Here is an 18757-nt window from a genome sequence, read left to right as displayed (position 1 = left end):
AATGGAGTTTGCCATGCCCTCAGAAATGTCGCGCGAAGGCGCCCTCTTGGTTCTCAACAGCGGCTCCTCCAGCATCAAGTTCACCGTCTTTCAGGTCGCCGATGCCGGGAAAGACATTTCCCCTCTGTTTTCCGGCCAGGTGACCGGCATCGGCACGGCGGCGGAATTCTCCGTCAAGGATGTCGATGGCGCCTCGCTTGCCCGCGAATCCTGGGCGGAGCGGGATACGGGCGGTGTTGCGCCTCTGTTGCGCGATCTCATCGCCTGGATCCGCGCGCGCCTGCCGGATCTGCCGCTTCTCGCCGCCGGGCATCGTGTCGTTCACGGCGGGGCCGGCTTCCATCATCCCGTGCGGGTGACGAACCACGTTCTCGACGAGCTGGAAACTCTGGTTCCGCTCGCCCCTCTGCACCAGCCGCAGAACGTTTCGGCGATCCGGGTGCTCGCCGAGAGTTTCGACGGTCTGCCGCAGATCGCCTGCTTCGACACGGCCTTCCACCATTCGCAGCCGTTTATGGCGAAGACCTATGGTCTGCCGCGGCGATTGAGCGAGAAGGGTGTGCAGCGCTACGGCTTTCATGGCCTCTCTTATGAATATATCGCCGGCAAGCTGCGCGAGACGCTGCCGGAGGTGGCCGAGGGCCGGGTGGTGGTTGCCCATCTCGGCAACGGTTCGAGCCTCTGCGGCCTCAAAGACGGACGCAGCATCGACACGACGATGGGTTTTTCGGCGCTCGAAGGCGTGCCGATGGGGACGCGGTCCGGCAGCCTCGATCCCGGCATCCTGATCTATCTCATGCGCGAGATGGGGATGGATGCCGACGCGCTGGAACATCTCCTTTATCAGGAATCGGGACTTCTCGGCGTTTCGGGCATTTCGAACGACATGCGCGTGCTTCTGGAGAGTGACCGGCCGGAGGCGAAAGAGGCGGTCGATCTCTTCTGCTACCGCGTGGCGAAGGAGATCGGGGCGCTCTGCTGTGCGCTGGGCGGGCTCGACGCGCTCGTCTTCACCGCCGGCATCGGAGAGCATTCCGCGCCGGTACGGGCGCGGATCTGCGACTACCTCGCCTTCCTCGGGATCTCGATCGACGCGGCGGCGAACGAAAGCGGAGAGACCCTCATCTCCGCACCCGCGACGCTTCCCGTCGCGATCATCCCGACCAACGAGGAATTCATGATCGCCCGCCATGCCGTCGATCTCATGAATTTCCGCAACGCCGCGTAACGGGATCATGTCTGCTATTTGAGATGCGGTAAGGCGCGTGCGCCTTGCCATGATGCGTGGCGGGCTCTGTCCCTGAGCTCTCCGGCCCGACGCGCCGGGCGCCAGCAGCGCCGTTTCGCGCAGACGGCGCCATTTCCTCTGCCGTTTCGCTGGCTTATCCTGGGGACAGTCGCCCCTCGCGCAGGGGCGTGGATCGAAACAGGCGGAGCGCTGCGCGTTTGAGGCGGGGACGATCAGCCGCCTGCGCTCGGCGTATGGCCGAAGGTTCGTTTGAAGGCATGTGAGAAGGCGCTTTGTGAGCTGTAACCCACCGCGGCCGCAACGGTTGCGACGCTCTCGCCGGCGCTGAGCTGGCGCTGTGCCAGAACCATGCGCCAGCGGGTGAGGTAATCGAGCGGCGGGCGGCCGACACGATCGGCAAAACGCTGCGCAAAGGCTGAACGCGACATGCCGACCTCCGACGCCAAGATCGGGACTGTCCAACGGCGCGCGACATCGCCGTGCAGCGCCGTGAGCGCCTTGCCGATGCGCGGGTCCGCCAGCGCGGTGATCCAGCCGACTTTGTTTGCAGGACGGGTGGCGACGAAGGCGCGGACCGCCTCGATGACGAGAATTTCCGCCAATCGCTCGGCGACGAGCGCGCCGCCGAGCTCCTTGCTGTCGACCTCATGTCGCAAGGATTGCAGCGTCGTTGCGACAGATGCGGCGGCGGGTGAGGTCCGGTCGATGCGCAGAAACGCCGGCAGCGCGTCGAGGACGAACGCGGCGCTGCCACCGGAAAAGCCGCTGCCGCCGCCCATCATGACCGTCTCGTCGCCCGCCCCGAGACGCACCACGTCCTGGCCTGGGTTCTCATAGAGCGGCATGCCTTCGATCGGCTCGACCGCCGGATCGCTGGCGACGACATAGCGCGTGTTGGCGATCAGGACGACATCGCCTTCCTCCAGCATCTCCGGTGGCTGGCCCGGAAGGAGGAGAAAGCATCGGCCGCGGGTCACCGCCACGAATTTCAGCCGGGCGCGCCCGTCGAAGGCGAGGGCCCAGTCTCCAGCGGCTTCTAGGCCCGTTCCCCGAACGCTCCGAGCGCCAAGCGCGGCCAGAACCTGCGAGAAGGGATCCATGGATATTTCGGCGTATCGCGACGAAGACATGGCTTATCGAGCATAGATCATCCGGAAATGGCCGCATAGGCTCGTGCTTCCAATCGGGAGACGGAGCCTTCACCGTGACCATCGCCAACAAAGTCGTCGTCCTGACGGGAGCCGGCCGCGGGATCGGCCGGGCGACCGCCCTTCATCTTGCCGCGCACGGAGCGCATCTGGTGCTCGGCGCACGAAGCGAGGCGGAGATCGCCGCCGTGGCGCAAGAGATCGAGCGAGAGGGCGGCAAGGCCGTCTATCGTGCGACCGACGTCACCCGACGCGCGGACCTCGACGCGCTGGTTGGACTCGCCTGCGAGCGGTTCGGCCGGCTGGACGTCATCGTCAACAATGCGGGCATCGGCCCGATTTCGCGCTTCGACTCTCTGCATGTCGATGATTGGGACGCCATGATCGACGTGAATTTGCGGGGCGCGCTTTACGGCATCGCCGCGGCACTTCCCGTTTTCGGCCGTCAGGGAAGCGGGCATATCATCAACGTCGTTTCGACGGCGGGCCTCAAAATCGTGCCGACAATGGGCGTCTACGCGGCGACCAAGAACGCGCTGAGCACCGCCACCGAAGCGCTGCGGCAAGAATCGCCCAATCTGCGTACGACGGAAGTCTCTCCGGGTTTCATCGACACGTCGTTTGCAGAGCGCGCGATCAGCGATCCCGACATCAAGGCCGCGATCCAAAAGCGCAAGGACGAGCTGGCGATTTCACCCGATGCGATCGCACGGGCGATCGCCTTCACCATCGACCAGCCTGAGGATGTCGAGATCGGCAGCATTGTCGTGCGTCCGACCGCTCAGGATTGATGAGGCGGGCTCCTCACCCCCGCCGAAGAGCCTCGCCGCGATGCGGAACGTTCCGATGAGAGATTTTCGGCCCGTCTCAGAAGCGGGTGATGACGGTGGCGCCGACGGACTGGAATTTGTCCATGGCCATCAGGGCCTCGGGCGCCTCGGCAAGGCTGATCTGATCGCCCACCAGGCGGGCGGGATCGAGCTTGCCGCTCGCCACCATGTCGAGCATGGCGCCATAGCGGTGCGCCTGCATGCCGTGAGAGCCGATGAGTTCGATCTCCTGGCCGACGATCTTGGGCATGGGGATCGCAGGGGCGGCATGTTCGCCGAGCATCAGCCCAACCTGAATGTGTCTGCCCCGGGGCCTGAGGCCGAGGATGGAGTTCGTCATGGTCACCGGATGGCCGAGCGCATCGAGAGAGACATGCGCGCCGCCCCTGGTGATCTCTTTGATCGCGGCGGGGACATCCGCCTCCTGGCCGTTGATGACGGCGACGGCACCGAGGTCTTTCGCGAGATTGAGCTTTGCCTCATCGAGATCGACGCCGATGACGTTCGCCCCGGCCGCCGAGGCGATCATGACGGCGGAGAGACCGACACCGCCGCAGCCATGCACGGCCACCCACTGGCCGGCGCGCACCTTGCCCTGATCGATCACCGCCCGGAAAGAGGTGGCAAAGCGGCAGCCGAGGCTCGCCGCGGTCGCAAACGCCATCCCTTCGGGAAGGGCGACGAGGTTCAGATCCGCCTGATGGATGGCGACATATTCCGCAAACGAGCCCCAATGGGTGAAGCCCGGCTGCTCCTGATTGAGGCAGACCTGCTGATGCCCCGCGGCGCATTCCGGACAGCTGCCGCAGCCGCAGATGAAGGGCACGGTGACCTTGTCGCCCACCTTCCAGCGGGTGACATTCCGGCCGACGGCCGCGATGACGCCGGCGAGTTCGTGGCCTGGAACATGCGGCAGCTCAATGTCGCTGTCGTGCCCCATCCATCCATGCCAGTCGCTTCGACAGACGCCGGTCGCCGCGACCTTCAGCACGACCCCATGCGTCTCGGGGCTCGGGTCATGCACCGTGACCAGCCGGGGCGCTTCTTGAAATTTTTCGAACAGGACGGCTTTCATCGCAGGGGTCTCTCCGTTTCGCCGAGAGCTTTAGGGGGAAATCGCGGGCGTGAGAATGCCTTTGCCGATCTCGTGGGTCCGCTCACGCCCCGCCGCCCGATAACGATCACGCCTTGTCGGATGATGTCATATTGGCCACAATGATATCATTGCTATCACTGGGTCGGAGATGCCATCAGATGCCTGCGGTGACCATTCGCAATCTTTCGGACGAGACCCATCGCGCTCTCAAGGTGCGCGCGGCGCAGCATGGCCGCAGCACCGAAGCCGAAATGCGCGACATTCTGGAAGCGGCCGTGCGTCCGGCCGAGCGCCTGCGCCTCGGCTCTGCCCTGTCGGCGTTGAGCCGCGAGGCCGGGCTGACGAATGCCGATTTCGAGGCGCTGGAACAGGCCCGCGACAAGACGGCCGCCACGCCGATGAGCTTTGAATGATCGTTCTGGATACGAACGTCGTCTCCGAAGCGATGAAGCCGGAGCCGGAGCCCGCTTTGCGCGACTGGCTGGACGAACAGGCTGCCGAAACCCTCTACATCTCCAGCGTGAGCGTGGCGGAACTCTTGTTCGGCATCGGCGCGCTGCCGGATGGACGGCGCAAGCAGACACTCGCGGCGATGGTCGACGGGATGTTGCCACTGTTCGAGGGCAGAATCCTCGCCTTCGACACCGATGCCGCCCGTCATTATGCAGATCTTGCGATTGCAGCCCGCAAGGCCGGCAAGGACCTTCCAACGCCGGACGGCTATATCGCCGCGATTGCGACCGCCCATGGTTTTACGGTCGCGACCCGCGACGCCAGCGCTTTCCACGCGGCAGGCGTTCCGGTGATCGACCCTTGGATGGCCCGGCACTGAGAAGGGACGTAGCCGAAAGCAGACCGTCGCAGCTTTCGGGATCTGGCAACAAGGCAGGAACGTATGGCTGTTCCCACGAACAAAGACGAATTGCTCAAAGCGATAGATTTAAACTTTGATAAGCTTATCTTCAGTTATGAGTGATTTTGTTAACTTGGAACCATCGTTTGGGGGAGCGAATGCCTGGGTCGATCGAAATTTGCAATTTACGCAATATTCAACGCTTAAAATTCTCAATCCCCGACCGGGGCGTATGGCTACTGACCGGCGCCAATGGCTCAGGAAAGACCTCCCTACTGGCCTGCATTCGGCGATTGGGCACTCGCAACGCCTTTCCCGTACACTTCCCGTCGTCCCTGCGCTCTGATCGCCTCGACAATCACACAACGGGGACTGTGACCTATGAAGTCAACGGCATCACAGTCGAGTACGCTTATCGGGGCGAGCGTTGGACCCCAAGGCCGCGCAGCGCATCGCACATGTTTCAAAGCTTCGGATATTCCTCGGTCACCTACATTGGCGCAACGGCGGATCGTATTACGCCGAGGCCCGAAGATTTCGATACGCGACACGTCAAAACTGTAGACAAGCAAATCATCTCTGCCGCGAACCAGATCTTCCAGACTAAAAAATTCTTGAACCTGCGCTCGATTAACCTCGCTCGAGGAATCGGAAATGATGCCTTCGTGTTGGCCTTGGGCACGTCACCTCAGACCTATCATTCGGAGAAGCACTTCAGCCTTGGGGAGTTGTGCGTCCTAAAATTGCTGCGTTTATTGAAGAACGTTGCGAATAACAGCATGATCATCGTCGACGAGTTGGAGATGGCACTCCACCCGCGAGCGCAGGTGGAACTGCTTCGTTATCTGGAGCAGCAAGCTAAAGATAAGTCACTGACGGTCATTTTTTCGACCCACTCCGTTACCTTGCTCAAGACGATTGACCACACACGCATCATCTATCTTGAGAAGCAGGAGGACGGCGAGATCAGCCCCATCGTTGGTTGCTTCCCAACATATGCGATTGGCAACATCGCATCGGACGAGGAGGCCCTTCCTGACATCATGCTATATGTCGAGGATCTCTTCGCCAGAGATTTCTTGGCCTCTTTCTACGAACTTTTCGTCAACGAGAAATACACCAACCCCACCCTTCGTCCATCGGCAAAAATTGTGCCCGTGGGAGGGTTCAACGAAGTTGTCGGTTTCTTGGACCGCAATCGTTCTGTGCTTCCCGTTTCGGTCAAACAGATGGCCGTGCTCGACAGCGACGTTTCAGGCGAGGTGATTTCAGCTTGGAAAAAATCGAACAACCATGCGAAGATGTCAAAATACAATCAACTAAGAAAGCAGATCGCGTTCCTACCCTTCACTCCGGAGGTTGGTTTGATGAAGTATGCAGGCAGCAATTCTGCTGCGTTCGAACAGAAGATGCGAACAAGATTTGGAGACAATCTGCTGCAGATAACGAGCATTCTCTCGAAATATGATAAAAATCTCGAGGGTGCTGACCAGAGGAAAGCGGCAAAATTGATTGTCGAAGAGATGACTGACTATCTGAAGACGCGTACCCAAGGAACGGACGACGTCATTAGGGAGAAACTGTCTGGCGTGTTCGCCACGGCGACTTGGCCAACATATAAGGCGAGTTTCATGACGCTTCTTGGTGGTCTCGTGTAGGGATTAGCTTGTCATATTCTTGGAGCTGGCATCGGCGAGCAGCGGATGGGCCGCTATTGACATGGCCGTTCCAATTATGACTTCCGAGAATGCTATGGCAGTTAACGAGAATTAGATCGCTAATTCTGAATGTTCGATATGAGGTCGATAACTGCCGGGCGCTGGCCTCCAAGACTTATCGCGCTGTAGTGTAGAATCGGTCCTTCGTCAGGCCACACGGCGAATGTGCGCTCATCGGCAACAATATCGGATAATAGAGGGCAATCAGCGGGAAATGGCGGAGGGGCAGGGATTCGAACCCTGGGTACGCTCACGCGCACAACGGTTTTCGAGACCGCCCCGTTCGACCGCTCCGGCACCCCTCCGCGGGCGCTGAAATTCGAGGCGCCGCGTATCTACGCATGCATGATGCGTCTGACAAGGGTGTCGGAAAGATTTCCTGGAAAAGTGCAAGCCTGTCGCAAGATCGGCCGTTTTCGTGACAGCGTTTCGGACCGGCCGGGCCGCTTCGGGGCGTTCCTAAGGGGTGTTTGATGGGGCGCCCAGAGCGGTGCTCCCGAAGAGACGCTTCGGTGCTCAATGGGGAGCGTCCGGCGCGTCCGGCAGCAGGGAGGTCGGAAGGCTTGCCGAAGGGTGCGCTCACAGGGAGCGCCGAGCGAGGATGTTTCGCGGGGCTCCGAAGGAGGAGCCTCGGGGGGGGGATACGCAAGGGCGCAGCGAGGGCTGTCTTCAGGTGCCGGCGGCCTTGACTTTCGGGGCTCGCTGATCTTTATGCGGCTGAAATCGGCGTGGGCTCTGCCCGGCGCCGTTTTGCTTTGGCCGCAAGCGGCCCCATATCAACCGGTTCAGACTGAACAAAAAGCCGATCCGGCGGGCCACCGCCAGGACGGGAATTGAGGACGAAATGTTCGCAGTCATCAAAACCGGCGGCAAGCAATATCGCGTTGCCGCCGATACGCTTCTGGAAGTCGAAAAGCTCGCAGGCGAAGCCGGCGACACGGTCACCTTCGAAGAGGTGCTCATGGTCGGCGGCGAGGGTGATCCGAAGATCGGTTCGCCGTTTGTCGGCGGCGCCGCCGTCACCGCGGAAATCGTGGAGCATACGCGCGGCCGCAAGGTCATCATCTTCAAGAAGCGCCGGCGGCAGAATTCGCGCCGCAAGAACGGCCATCGCCAGGATTACACGCTCATCCGCGTGACCGACATCCTGACCGACGGCAAGAAGCCTTCGAAGGCGAAGAAGGCGGCGCCGAAGGACGAGGCGAAGCCGGCCGAGACGAAGGCGGACGCCCCGGCGGAGACGAAGGCCGAGACGAAAGCGGCCGAAAAGGCGGAAGCCAAGAAGCCTGCCAAGGACGCCGAGACGGACGGTGCCGTCTTCGAGGCGCCGGCGGGCGAGCCGGACGACCTGAAGAAGCTGAGCGGCGTCGGCCCGGCCATGGAAAAGAAGCTGAATGCGGCCGGCGTCACGCGCTACGACCAGATCGCCGGCTTTTCGAAGGACGACCTTCAGAAGCTGGACGAGGCTCTGAAGCTCAAGGGCAAGGCCGAAAACGAGGATTGGGTCGCGCAGGCCAAGGCCCTCGCTGACGAATCGAAGGAGAAGTAACCATGGCGCACAAAAAAGCAGGCGGCTCTTCGAGAAACGGCCGCGATACCGCTGGCCGGCGCCTCGGCGTCAAGAAGTTCGGCGGCGAAGCGGTCGTCTCCGGCAACATCATCGTTCGCCAGCGCGGCACGCAGTGGCATCCGGGCCAGAATGTCGGGCTTGGCAAGGACCACACGATCTTCGCGCTGACCGACGGACGCGTGGAATTCCACAAGGGCCTCAAGGGGCGCACCTATATTTCGGTGCTGCCGCCGGTGGAGGCTGCCGAATAGCTGCGTTGCGACGCGGCCTCCCGCCGATCCAGCGCAAGTGATGAAGGGGAAGCGGGCGACCGCTTCCCCTTTTCGATTCGGGGCCCTTTTCGATCCAGGCCCTTTTCGATTTGGGGCCCTGTTTTGCGGTTCGCCCGCCTCGGGTGCTGCCGGGCCGGGGGGCGCCCGCCGGCCCTTGCCGAAATCTCAGAAGAGGCCGCTAGGTTTTTGGCCCGCAAGGTTGACGAGACGATGCATTCACCGCTCAGCGATTTGACCACCGACCGGCTCGTTCTGACGCCGAAGCGCGCCCGTCATCTCGCCACCCTCGATCACCTCAAGAACGATTGGGAGGTGGTGCGCATGCTGGCGATGCCGGCCTGGCCGTTCGTGCAGCGTTCCGAGCAGGTGGAGCAGGACGAGGGTTTTCATCATCTCACGATGCTCTGCGGCAAACAGATCGTCGGCGAGGTGACGGTGAAGCGCGCCGGATCGGGCACGCCGCCGCGCAAGATGCCGCGTCTCGGCTATTTCGTCGGCCGGCCGTTCTGGGGGCGCGGCTATGCGACGGAAGCGCTGGCCGCGACGGTGGCTGCGATCTTCGATCGACCCGGTTTCGGCGGCGATGCGCCGGCCGAGAGGGTGGGCGCCGGCGTCTTCGTCGACAATCCCGCCTCGCGCCGGGTTCTGGAAAAGCTCGGCTTTACGAAGTCGGGCAGCTATTCGCTTTATTGCCGGGCCCGCGACAGTGACGTCGATGTCGACGACATGCAGGTGACCCGGTCCGAATTTGAGACCGTTGGAGGCAGAACGCCATGAAGTTCCTCGACCAGGCGAAGGTCTATCTGCGCTCCGGCGACGGCGGTTCGGGATCCGTCTCGTTCCGGCGCGAAAAGTTCATCGAATTCGGCGGGCCGGACGGCGGCGACGGCGGCCGCGGCGGCGATGTGTGGCTGGAGGCGGTCGACGGGCTCAACACGCTCATCGACTATCGCTACCAGCAGCATTTCAAGGCGGAGCGCGGCGGTCACGGCATGGGGCGCAACCGCACCGGTGCCGGCGGCAAGGACGTGGTCTTGAAAGTGCCGATCGGCACGCAGGTCTTTGCCGAAGACAACGAGACGATTCTTGCCGATCTCGACCATGTCGGCGAGCGGGTGAAGCTTCTCCATGGCGGCAATGGCGGCTTCGGCAACATCCATTTCAAGAGCTCCATCAACCAGGCGCCGCGGCGGGCCAATCCCGGCCAGGAAGGCCAGGAAATGTGGGTGTGGCTGCGCCTGAAGCTGATTGCCGATATCGGGCTCGTCGGGCTTCCGAACGCCGGCAAATCGACGTTTCTTGCCCGCGTTTCGGCGGCGAAACCGAAGATTGCCGATTATCCCTTCACGACGCTGCATCCCAATCTCGGCGTCGTGCGCCACAAGGGCGGCGAATTCGTGCTCGCAGACATTCCGGGCCTGATCGAAGGCGCGCATGACGGGGCGGGGATCGGCGACCGGTTCTTAGGCCATATCGAACGCTGCCGTGCGCTTCTGCATCTCGTCGATGCCTCCGGCGATCCCGCGGCCGCCTATCGCACGGTGCGCGAGGAACTTAACGCTTACGGTCACGGTCTTGCCGAAAAGCCGGTCATTGTCGCGTTGTCGCGCGTCGACCTTCTCGACGAGGGCGCGCGGGAGGTGGCGATTTCAGAGATCGTCGACGCGTCGGGCAAAGAGCCGTTCCTGGTGTCTGCCGGGACGGGCGAAGGCGTCTCGGAGGTTCTCGACGCTTGCCTTGCGGCGCTGCCGCGCGGCGGCAAGAAGGAGGCGGAAGAGGACGGCGAATGGACGCCGCTCTAATGAGGCGCGTTCTTTGATGACACGGGTTTTGCCTGGCGCGGGAGCGTGGGCAAGCGTCGGGGGGGCCGGCTGCGGTGCCGGGAGCCGGGCGAGGGGGCAATGAGAAAGCTATCGGGTTACAAGCGCATCGTCGTCAAAGTGGGTTCCGCCCTTCTGGTGGAGCGCGGCGGCGGCGTGCGCCGCGACTGGCTCGGCTCGCTGGCCGCCGATCTCGCGGCTTTGCGCCTGGAGGGGGCGGAATGCCTCGTCGTCTCGTCCGGGGCGATCGCGCTCGGGCGCGGGCGGCTTTCCCTCAACGGCCGGCGCTTCAAGCTGGAAGAGGCGCAGGCCGCGGCGGCCGTCGGCCAGATCGCGCTGGCAAAGGCCTGGGCAGAGGAGCTGCAGACGCGCGAGATCCATGCCGCGCAGGTGCTCCTGACGTTGGGCGACACCGAAGAGCGGCGGCGCTATCTCAATGCGCGCGCCACTTTGACGACGCTTCTCGGCATGGGCGTCGTGCCGGTGGTCAACGAAAACGACACGGTGGCGACGACCGAAATTCGCTACGGCGACAATGACCGGCTGGCGGCGCGCGTCGCGGCCATGGTCGGCGCCGATCTTCTGGTGCTCTTGTCGGATGTCGACGGGCTTTATTCGGCCCCTCCGGCGCAGGATGCCAATGCCCATCTCATTCCCGAGGTGACGGCGATCACGCCCGAGATCGAGGCGATGGCAGGCGACGCCGGCTCGGAATTGTCGCGCGGCGGCATGCGCACCAAGGTCGAGGCGGCGAAGATCGCGGTCGCGGCCGGCGCGGCCATGGTGATCGGCTCCGGCCATCACCTCAATCCGCTGACGCGCATCGACAGCGGGGCGCCCGTCACCTGGTTCCGGCCGCAGACGACGCCCGCCACGGCGCGAAAAGCCTGGATTGCCGGCCATCTGGAGCCGAAAGGCTCGCTCAGCCTCGATGCGGGGGCGGTGACGGCGCTCAGGGCCGGGCGGTCGCTGCTGCCGCCGGGCGTCAGCGGCTTTTCCGGTCATTTCGCCCGTGGCGATACGGTGCTTCTCGTCGATCCTGAGGGGATCGAGATCGGCCGCGGCATCGTCGGTTACGATGCCGACGAGGCGGCGCAGATCATCGGGCACCAATCGAAGGAAATCTCAGAGATTCTCGGCTATGTGCGGCGCTCGGCTATCGTCCATCACGACGATCTCGTGCTCCGAGAGACGTGAGCGGCCGACGAGCGAAGGGGATACGCGGCCCGACGCGTGTCACTTGCGGGCAAGGGTCGTTGGGATATGGTTCTGTAGGACTTGTTGGAGGGACGAATGGCCGAACGAAAGGCAGCCCTGAAGCGTGCGCCCGATCGACCCGAATTGCATGCGCGCTTGGAGCAAGCGAAGAATGTCGTGATGACGGATGAGCAAATTCTCGAGCAGAGGGCCAGTTTCGCCTACGGGAATGCGCCACGAGGATCTCGAATAACCAAGGAATCCGCCAAGGAGGCGGCCGGACATATTCGGATCCGAAACCCCGCCTGACGAAGTGGTTCGGCTTCCAGTCGAGGTCGATGATATGCTGGTTCTGGAAGAAGAGAACGGCGACCTGTACGTGCGGATGCAGGAGCAAAATCTTCTGCGTCAGTACGACTACATGACAAACTGCGTCGAGATCGGGCTGCAGCAGGGACGTGCCTTCGACAAATACATGTTGTGGGTGCTTAACCATATCGCGGTTGCCAACATCTCGGCATTCGGCGGGCGCTATCGGGAGGAGCCCATCTACGTTGGCGACCACAAGCCCCCGCATTTCAAAGATGTCGGCGATTGGATGGACCGTTTCATCTCCAACGTGCATGAAAACTGGTACATTTGGAGCCCGACCGAACTCGCCGCATACGGGTTATGGCGTTTGAACTGGATACACCCCTTCGTCGAGGGCAACGGCAGAACCGCGCGAGCGGCCAGCTACTATCTTCTTTGCGTCCGCGCGGGGGCTTTGCTGCCGGGCCGGAAGATCCTCCCAGAGCGCATCCGCGAGGACCGACGCGGGTATGAAGACGCTTTAGCCGCAGCCGATCAGGCTTGGGAAAACGGCCATCTCGATTTCACCGAGATGGAAGATTATCTGGCTGCGCTGGTGCAGGCGCAGCTGGAAGACGAGGGCCTGCCCTATCAGCGATAAGGCTCTGCACCTTGCCCCTGTTGCGCCTTGCTCCTCTTGCGCCTGGCGCGCTAACAGCACTTGTTCCCCTCCAAAAACGTGGAGACGAAGATGGTTTTCGCAGCCCTGCGACAGAACAACGACGCCGCTGCCTTGATGGCTGAAATGGGCATTCGTGCCCGCGCGGCTTCGCGAACGCTTGGGCTTGCGACGACGGACGAGAAGAATACGGCGCTTCGCGCGATGGCGGATGCCGTACGCGGACGGGCCGACGAAATTCTGGAGGCCAATGCGCGCGATATGCAGCGCGGCGAGGCGGAGGGTCTCGCGCCCGCAATGCTCGACCGGCTGAAGCTCGATGCGGCGCGCATCGAGGCGATCGCGAAGAGCCTTGAAGAGGTGGCGGCGCTTCCCGATCCAGTCGGCGACGTGATCGCCTCCTGGGAGCGGCCGAACGGGCTCAAGATTTCGCGCGTGCGCACGCCGCTCGGCGTCATCGGCGTGATCTATGAAAGCCGCCCGAACGTCACCGCCGATGCGGGCGCACTCTGCCTCAAGGCGGGCAATGCCGTCATCCTGCGCGGGGGCTCGGATTCACTGGAGAGTTCTTCGGCGATCCATGCCTGCCTCAGCGAGGGGCTGCGCGTCGCCGGGCTGCCGGAGGATGCAATCCAGCTCGTGCCGCTGCGCGACCGTGCGGCCGTCGGCGAAATGCTCGCAGGCCTCGCCGGCAATCTCGACGTCATCGTGCCGCGCGGCGGGCGCAGCCTGGTGGAGCGGGTGCAGAAGGAGGCGCGCGTGCCGGTCTTCGCGCATCTGGAAGGCGTCTGCCACGTTTATGTGCATGAAGCGGCAGACCTGCAGATGGCGGTAGACGTGACCGTCAATTCCAAGCTCCGGCGCACGGGCATTTGCGGGGCGGCGGAGACGCTGCTCGTCGACCAGGCCGTTGCCAAGACGCATCTTGAACCGATCCTGTCGGCGCTTTCCATGGGCGGCTGCGAGATCCGGGGCGACGAGAGCGTGCGGGCGCTCTTCCCGCAGGCCCATGCGGCGAGCGAGGAGGACTGGCCGAAGGAGTATCTCGACAAGATCATCGCCGTGAAGGTGGTGGACGGCGTCGAGGCGGCGAGCGAGCACATCGCCCGCTACGGGTCCGGGCATACGGAGACGATCATCACGCAGGATGAGGCGGCCGCCCGCCGTTTCATGGCGCTCGTCGATTCCGCCATCGTGCTGCACAACGCCTCCACCCAATTCGCCGATGGCGGCGAATTCGGTATGGGGGCGGAGATCGGCATCGCGACGGGGCGGATGCATGCGCGCGGTCCCGTCGGCGTGGAGCAGCTGACGAGCTTCAAATATTGCGTTTATGGCAGCGGCCAGACACGGCCCTAGGCGCGAGGCGCAACGATCTCCCGTTCGATCCATATCGCCCGCGACAGCCGGATTTACGAGGGCCTCCCGCCGCATGGGCGGGGGCAGCGGATCGGGCTTTATGGCGGCTCGTTCAATCCGCCGCATATCGGTCACCGGCAGGTGGCGCTGCGGGCGCTGCGGCTGTTGCGGCTCGATCAGGTGTGGTGGCTGGTGACGCCGGGCAATCCGTTGAAGGCGCCGCATGGCTTAAAGCCGCTGCGGGAGCGCCTGGAAGCGACGGCGCGGATCGCGAGCCATCCGCGCTTCAAGGTGACGGCGATCGAAAACCGCTGGCACATCCGCTTCACGGCCGATCTCGTGACGCGACTTGCGGCGCGCGAACCGGCGACGCGCTTCGTCTGGATCATGGGTGGCGACAATCTCCAGAACTTTCATCTGTGGGAAAGCTGGCAGGAGATCGCCGCGAGCGTGCCGATCGCCATCGTCCCGCGGCCGGGGTCATTGAGTGCGCCGCTGGCCGCGCCGGCAGCGCGGGCGCTTGCGCCTTATCGCCAGGGCAACGAATCGGCGGCCTGCCTCGCCGACCTGAGAGCGCCCGCCTTCGTCGTCCTGCCTGGTCCGCGCACGCCGGTTTCGTCGACGGCGCTGCGGGCCGCGAGCGGCTGACTTGCACTAAGGCTATGCCGGAAAGCGCGATTTTTCGCGTCACATCGTCCATGACAGGCCTCTTCCGGAGAGATTGGACTTGAAACCGTCATGGTGTCGTTTCTATCTTTAAGGGGTGACACAACGTCACCGTAGGCATGTGGCTTACTTTGGCCCGGCCTATTCACGGCAGGAAGGAAAGAGGATCTTACTCCTGACTACTAGCCAGAGCGAGGCGAGCATTCCGATGTTTGCGCCTCACGCGTCTCATGCCGGCGCCAACCTTATAGCGGCGGATGAGCTGAAAACCGTCCTCTCGAGCCTGGATGATGCGAAGGCCGAGGATGTTGTGACCATCGACATCGCCGGGAAATCCGCTTTGGGGGATCACATGGTGGTCGCCTCGGGGCGCTCGCATCGCCATGTCGGCGCCATCGCCGAAAGGGTGATCAGCGAGCTCAAGGGCCTCGGCCATAACATTCCCCGCGTCGAAGGGCTGCCCCATTGCGACTGGGTGCTGATCGATACCGGGGACGTGATCGTCCATGTCTTCCGTCCGGAAGTTCGCGAGTTCTACAATCTGGAAAAGATGTGGTCGGCGGAGCCCTATGCGGAGCGCCGCGTCCAGGGCTGAGTAGGCCGGGTTACACGCGTTGCAGATCCTTGTTCTCGCGGTCGGCCGGATGAAGGCCGGACCGGAAGCCGAGCTTGCGGCCCGCTATCTCGAGCGGGTCGGCAAAGCCGGCCGGTCGGTCGGCATCAGCGGGATCAGCGTGCGCGAAATTGCCGAATCCTCCGCCTCGAGGGCAGACGACCGCAAGGCGGAGGAGGCCGCGAGCCTCAAAAAGCTTGCGGCCGGATACCCGATCGTCGCGCTCGACGAGACGGGCCGCAATCTCTCATCTGAAGATTTCGCCGGGCTCATCGGCGGCGAGGCAGAAAAGGGCGTTTCCGGCCTTTGTCTCGTGATCGGCGGGCCGGACGGGCTCGATCCGAGCCTGCGCCAGGAGGCGATCGCGGCCATTGCCTTCGGGCGGATGACATGGCCGCACAAGCTCGCCCGTGCGATGCTCGCCGAGCAGGTCTACCGGGCCGTCACCATCTTGAGCGGGCATCCTTATCACCGGGCGTGAGGTTTCGCCGTGCATGAGGGGTCACCGTGCATGAGGGGCCGGGGCGTGTGAAAGACGCCTGCGAGAACGCACTTGACCGGACGGGCGTGCGTGGGTGTCTCTCCAAAAGGCGTGGCGCAAGGCCTTGATCGACTGGCATCGTGAGACGGTGACGAATCACTCTCCGACATATCGGGCGCGGATCCTGAGGAACGGCATTCGGGCGGCGGTGCTCGTCTGCGCCGGGCTGCCGCTCGCGTTCGGGCCGAGTTTTGCCACCGAGACGGAGGTGCCGGACGAGGCGGCGATCGCGGACGAAGCTGTGACGGAGGGGGGCATGTCCCTGTCCGCCGAAGCCAGACGCCGGGCGCGCGCGGCCGAGCTCGAAGCGGTGCGGCGCTCGATCGAAGTCTCCAAGAAACGCCAGGAAGCGCTCCGCCGCGAGATCGAGACGGTGGAGGCCGACCGGGCGAAGCTCAGCAGCGAGCTGATTGCGACGGCGCAACGGCTGCGCCGGGCGGAAAACAGCATCCAGGAAACCGAGATCCGGCTCGACCGGCTGCAGGCGAACGAGGACGGGGTGCGGCAGTCGCTGGAGGCACGGCGCGAAGTTCTGGGCGAAGTGCTTGCGGCCTTGCAGCGCATGGGCGGCACGCCGCCGCCGCCAATCCTGTCGCGGCCGGAGGATGCCTTGAAGGCGATCCGCGGTTCGATCCTCGCCGGCGCCGTTCTGCCGGATATTCGCGTGGAGGCGGAGGCGCTCGCCGCCGATCTTGCCGAGCTCACGCAGCTCAAGGCGCGGATCGAAGAAGAGCACGAGGATCTGAAGAAGCAATATGCGACGCTCGGCGAAGAGCAGACGCGCATCAATCTGTTGATCGAATCGAAGAAAGAGCAGCGCCAAAGAACCGAGGCCGCACTCACCGACGAACAGAAGAAAGCGGCCGCGCTCGCCGAGGATGCGAGCGGGCTCGAAGACCTGATCGGCTCGCTGGAAAAAGAGGTCGAGGCCTCGGCACGGGCCGCCGAAGAGGCGCGCCGGGCCGAGGAAGCTGCCCGCAACAAGACACCCGAAGAGGCGGCGCGCGATCTCCAGGATACGGCGCGCATGGCGCCGGCCGTGGAATTCGACAAGGCACGCGGGATTTTGCCGCTGCCGGCGGCGGGCCCGATCCTGACGCATTTCGGCGAAAAGGACGAATTCGGGGCGCATGCCGGGGGAATTTCGATCGCCACCCGCCCGGGTGCGCGTGTTGTCTCACCCGCCGATGGCTGGGTCGTCTATGCGGGACCCTTCCGCAGCTACGGGCAGGTCTTGATCCTGAACGTCGGGAGCGGATATCATGTTGTTCTGGCTGGGCTTGAACGCATAGATGTGGCACTTGGCCAGTTCGTGCTGGCTGGGGAGCCGGTCGCGGTTATGGGTGCGGAGCGGCTTGCAAGCCTTAGTGATATTGACCACACTTCCGCCCAGCCCGTTCTATATGTCGAGTTTCGCAAGGATGGACGGTCGATCGACCCGGATCCGTGGTGGGACCGGCGCGAGCAAAAAGAGGTTCGAGGATGATGCGTAAGATGGGCCTGCTGGCCGCAGGTGCGGTGGTTGGCGCGGTGGCCATGGGCGCTGTCGTGCAAGTCGGGCAGACCGGTTCGGCGACGGCCGCTTCCTCTGAAACCTACCGCCAACTCAACCTTTTCGGCGACGTCTTCGAACGGGTGCGCAGCGATTATGTCGAGGAGCCTTCGGAGAAGGATCTGATCGAATCGGCGATCGACGGCATGCTGACCTCGCTCGATCCGCATTCGAGCTATCTCGATCCGAAGAGCTTCCGCGACATGCAGGTGCAGACGCGCGGCGAATTCGGCGGGCTCGGCATCGAGGTGACGCAGGAGAACGACCTCATCAAGGTCGTGACGCCGATCGAAGATACGCCGGCCGACAAAGCGGGCGTGCGCGCCGGCGACGTGATCACGCATCTCGACGGCGAGCCGATCGCCGGTCTGTCGCTGCGTGAGGCCGTCGATCAGATGCGCGGCCCGGTGAATTCCCCGATCACGCTCACGGTCCGCCGCGAGGGCGTCGAGAAGCCGCTCGAGATCAAGATCATCCGCGACATCATTCAGGTGCGCTCGGTGCGCGACCGCGCCGAAGAGGATGTCGGCTATATCCGCATCACGCAGTTCAACGAGCAGACCGCCGACGGCCTCAACGACGCCTTCAGCGAGCTGAAGAAGGAAATCGGCAAGGACAAGCTCAAGGGCTATATCCTCGATCTGCGCAACAATCCGGGCGGTCTTCTGGATCAGGCGATCGCCGTGTCGGACGACTTCCTCGACAAGGGTGAGATCGTCTCCACGCGCGGCCGCAAGGAAGACGACGTGCAGCGTGCGACGGCGCGGGCCGGCGACAAGGCCGACGGCAAGCCGGTCATCGTTCTCGTCAACGGCGCTTCCGCCTCGGCTTCGGAGATCGTGGCCGGTGCGCTGCAGGACCACCGCCGCGCGACGATCGTCGGCACGCGCTCCTTCGGCAAAGGCTCGGTGCAGACGATCATTCCGCTCGGCCGCAACGGTGCCATCCGGCTGACGACGGCGCGCTACTACACGCCTTCGGGCCGTTCGATCCAGGCGAAGGGCATCGAGCCGGACATCGAGGTCGTGCAGGAGCTGCCGGAAGAGCTGAAGGGCAGCGAGGAAGCGACGGGCGAGGCCAATCTGCGCGGCCATCTGTCGAGCGAGGACGGCGAGGAGGAGAAGGTCTCCGCGGCGTCGGCCTATGTCCCGGCGGACGCCAAGGACGACAAGCAGCTGCAATATGCGCTCGATCTTCTGCGCGGCATCCAGGTCAACAACCGGTTTCCGGCAGACCCGTCCCAGGGTATACCTAACTGACGAATCAGCGGGGCATTTCGCCCCGCTGCATGAGCCAGCCGACG

The 18757-nt window shown here is 63.6% G+C and carries 20 protein-coding genes and 1 tRNA gene; 18 read left to right on the top strand and 3 right to left on the bottom strand.

Features of this window, described 5'->3' with window-relative positions; all coding sequences use genetic code 11:
* Nucleotides 1-13: 13 nt before the first annotated feature.
* Nucleotides 14-1228 carry an acetate/propionate family kinase gene (locus NYQ83_RS10610; protein WP_261214572.1) on the top strand — a complete coding sequence of 405 codons (1215 nt, stop codon included), beginning with the start codon at nt 14-16 and terminating at the stop codon, nt 1226-1228.
* 233 nt (nt 1229-1461) lie between these two features.
* Here NYQ83_RS10610 and NYQ83_RS10605 read toward each other — a convergent pair whose 3' ends face one another.
* Entirely contained in the window at nt 1462-2349 is an 888-nt protein-coding gene (locus NYQ83_RS10605; protein ID WP_261214571.1) for an AraC family transcriptional regulator, read from the bottom strand.
* A 104-nt stretch (nt 2350-2453) separates the two neighbouring features.
* On the opposite strand from NYQ83_RS10605, the gene NYQ83_RS10600 reads away from it, so the two are divergent.
* Nucleotides 2454-3188 carry an SDR family oxidoreductase gene (locus NYQ83_RS10600; RefSeq protein ID WP_261214570.1) on the top strand — a complete coding sequence of 245 codons (735 nt, stop codon included), beginning with the start codon at nt 2454-2456 and terminating at the stop codon, nt 3186-3188.
* Nucleotides 3189-3264: 76 nt separating this feature from the next.
* On the opposite strand, the gene NYQ83_RS10595 is transcribed toward NYQ83_RS10600, so the two are convergent.
* Nucleotides 3265-4302, bottom strand: a complete 1038-nt coding sequence (locus NYQ83_RS10595) for a zinc-dependent alcohol dehydrogenase family protein (RefSeq protein ID WP_261214569.1) — start codon at nt 4300-4302, stop codon at nt 3265-3267.
* A 179-nt stretch (nt 4303-4481) separates the two neighbouring features.
* Between NYQ83_RS10595 and NYQ83_RS10590 the strand changes: the two genes are divergently transcribed.
* From NYQ83_RS10590 to NYQ83_RS10580, 3 genes are all read left to right on the top strand, one after another.
* A complete protein-coding gene (locus NYQ83_RS10590) occupies nt 4482-4736 on the top strand; it encodes a FitA-like ribbon-helix-helix domain-containing protein (protein WP_234628659.1) in 255 nt (84 codons plus the stop codon).
* Nucleotides 4733-5155 carry a type II toxin-antitoxin system VapC family toxin gene (locus tag NYQ83_RS10585; protein WP_261214568.1) on the top strand — a complete coding sequence of 141 codons (423 nt, stop codon included), beginning with the start codon at nt 4733-4735 and terminating at the stop codon, nt 5153-5155. Before NYQ83_RS10590 ends, NYQ83_RS10585 begins: the two co-directional genes overlap by 4 nt.
* A 179-nt stretch (nt 5156-5334) precedes the next feature.
* Nucleotides 5335-6834: an ATP-dependent nuclease gene (locus tag NYQ83_RS10580; protein WP_261214567.1), complete on the top strand. Its 1500-nt coding sequence runs from the start codon at nt 5335-5337 to the stop codon at nt 6832-6834.
* Nucleotides 6835-7109: 275 nt separating this feature from the next.
* On the opposite strand, the gene NYQ83_RS10575 is transcribed toward NYQ83_RS10580, so the two are convergent.
* Nucleotides 7110-7199, bottom strand: a tRNA-Ser gene (locus tag NYQ83_RS10575).
* A gap of 539 nt (nt 7200-7738) precedes the next feature.
* On the opposite strand from NYQ83_RS10575, the gene NYQ83_RS10570 reads away from it, so the two are divergent.
* The 13 genes from NYQ83_RS10570 (at nt 7739) to NYQ83_RS10510 (ending at nt 18713) form a co-directional block, all read left to right on the top strand.
* Entirely contained in the window at nt 7739-8443 is a 705-nt protein-coding gene (locus tag NYQ83_RS10570) for a 50S ribosomal protein L21 (RefSeq protein WP_261214566.1), read from the top strand.
* A 2-nt stretch (nt 8444-8445) separates the two neighbouring features.
* Nucleotides 8446-8715 carry a 50S ribosomal protein L27 gene (gene rpmA / locus NYQ83_RS10565; protein ID WP_092810591.1) on the top strand — a complete coding sequence of 90 codons (270 nt, stop codon included), beginning with the start codon at nt 8446-8448 and terminating at the stop codon, nt 8713-8715.
* Nucleotides 8716-8946: 231 nt separating this feature from the next.
* Nucleotides 8947-9513: a GNAT family N-acetyltransferase gene (locus NYQ83_RS10560; protein WP_261214565.1), complete on the top strand. Its 567-nt coding sequence runs from the start codon at nt 8947-8949 to the stop codon at nt 9511-9513.
* A complete protein-coding gene (gene obgE / locus NYQ83_RS10555; protein ID WP_261214564.1) occupies nt 9510-10538 on the top strand; it encodes a GTPase ObgE in 1029 nt (342 codons plus the stop codon). The genes NYQ83_RS10560 and obgE overlap by 4 nt, the downstream gene beginning before the upstream one ends.
* A 99-nt stretch (nt 10539-10637) precedes the next feature.
* The gene (gene proB, locus NYQ83_RS10550; RefSeq protein WP_261214563.1) at nt 10638-11753 is read left to right on the top strand and encodes a glutamate 5-kinase; all 1116 of its coding nucleotides are present in this window, start codon (nt 10638-10640) and stop codon (nt 11751-11753) included.
* A gap of 96 nt (nt 11754-11849) precedes the next feature.
* On the top strand, nt 11850-12062 hold the full coding sequence (locus tag NYQ83_RS10545; RefSeq protein WP_261214562.1) for a hypothetical protein: 213 nt from the start codon (nt 11850-11852) through the stop codon (nt 12060-12062).
* Between the two features lie 34 nt (nt 12063-12096).
* Entirely contained in the window at nt 12097-12705 is a 609-nt protein-coding gene (locus tag NYQ83_RS10540) for a Fic family protein (RefSeq protein WP_261214561.1), read from the top strand.
* A gap of 90 nt (nt 12706-12795) precedes the next feature.
* Complete coding sequence (locus NYQ83_RS10535) at nt 12796-14082, top strand: glutamate-5-semialdehyde dehydrogenase (RefSeq protein ID WP_261214559.1); 1287 nt, start codon at nt 12796-12798, stop codon at nt 14080-14082.
* A 15-nt stretch (nt 14083-14097) separates the two neighbouring features.
* Nucleotides 14098-14730, top strand: a complete 633-nt coding sequence (locus NYQ83_RS10530; RefSeq protein WP_314733306.1) for a nicotinate-nucleotide adenylyltransferase — start codon at nt 14098-14100, stop codon at nt 14728-14730.
* Between the two features lie 226 nt (nt 14731-14956).
* Nucleotides 14957-15343 (top strand): ribosome silencing factor, encoded by a 387-nt coding sequence (gene rsfS, locus NYQ83_RS10525; RefSeq protein WP_092810605.1) that lies wholly within the window; start codon nt 14957-14959, stop codon nt 15341-15343.
* A gap of 19 nt (nt 15344-15362) precedes the next feature.
* The gene (gene rlmH / locus NYQ83_RS10520; protein WP_261214558.1) at nt 15363-15842 is read left to right on the top strand and encodes a 23S rRNA (pseudouridine(1915)-N(3))-methyltransferase RlmH; all 480 of its coding nucleotides are present in this window, start codon (nt 15363-15365) and stop codon (nt 15840-15842) included.
* Nucleotides 15843-15990: 148 nt separating this feature from the next.
* Complete coding sequence (locus NYQ83_RS10515; RefSeq protein ID WP_261214557.1) at nt 15991-17388, top strand: murein hydrolase activator EnvC family protein; 1398 nt, start codon at nt 15991-15993, stop codon at nt 17386-17388.
* Nucleotides 17385-18713, top strand: coding sequence for a S41 family peptidase (locus tag NYQ83_RS10510; RefSeq protein ID WP_092810609.1), 1329 nt, complete (start codon nt 17385-17387; stop codon nt 18711-18713). Before NYQ83_RS10515 ends, NYQ83_RS10510 begins: the two co-directional genes overlap by 4 nt.
* Nucleotides 18714-18757 lie beyond the last annotated feature (44 nt).

This window comes from Afifella sp. JA880, assembly GCF_025379905.1.
In the GTDB taxonomy this organism is placed as follows: Bacteria; Pseudomonadota; Alphaproteobacteria; order Rhizobiales; family Afifellaceae; genus Afifella; species Afifella aestuarii.
The sequence above is the reverse complement of the archived record's forward strand: the minus strand, read 5'-3'. Positions and strand labels throughout refer to the sequence as shown.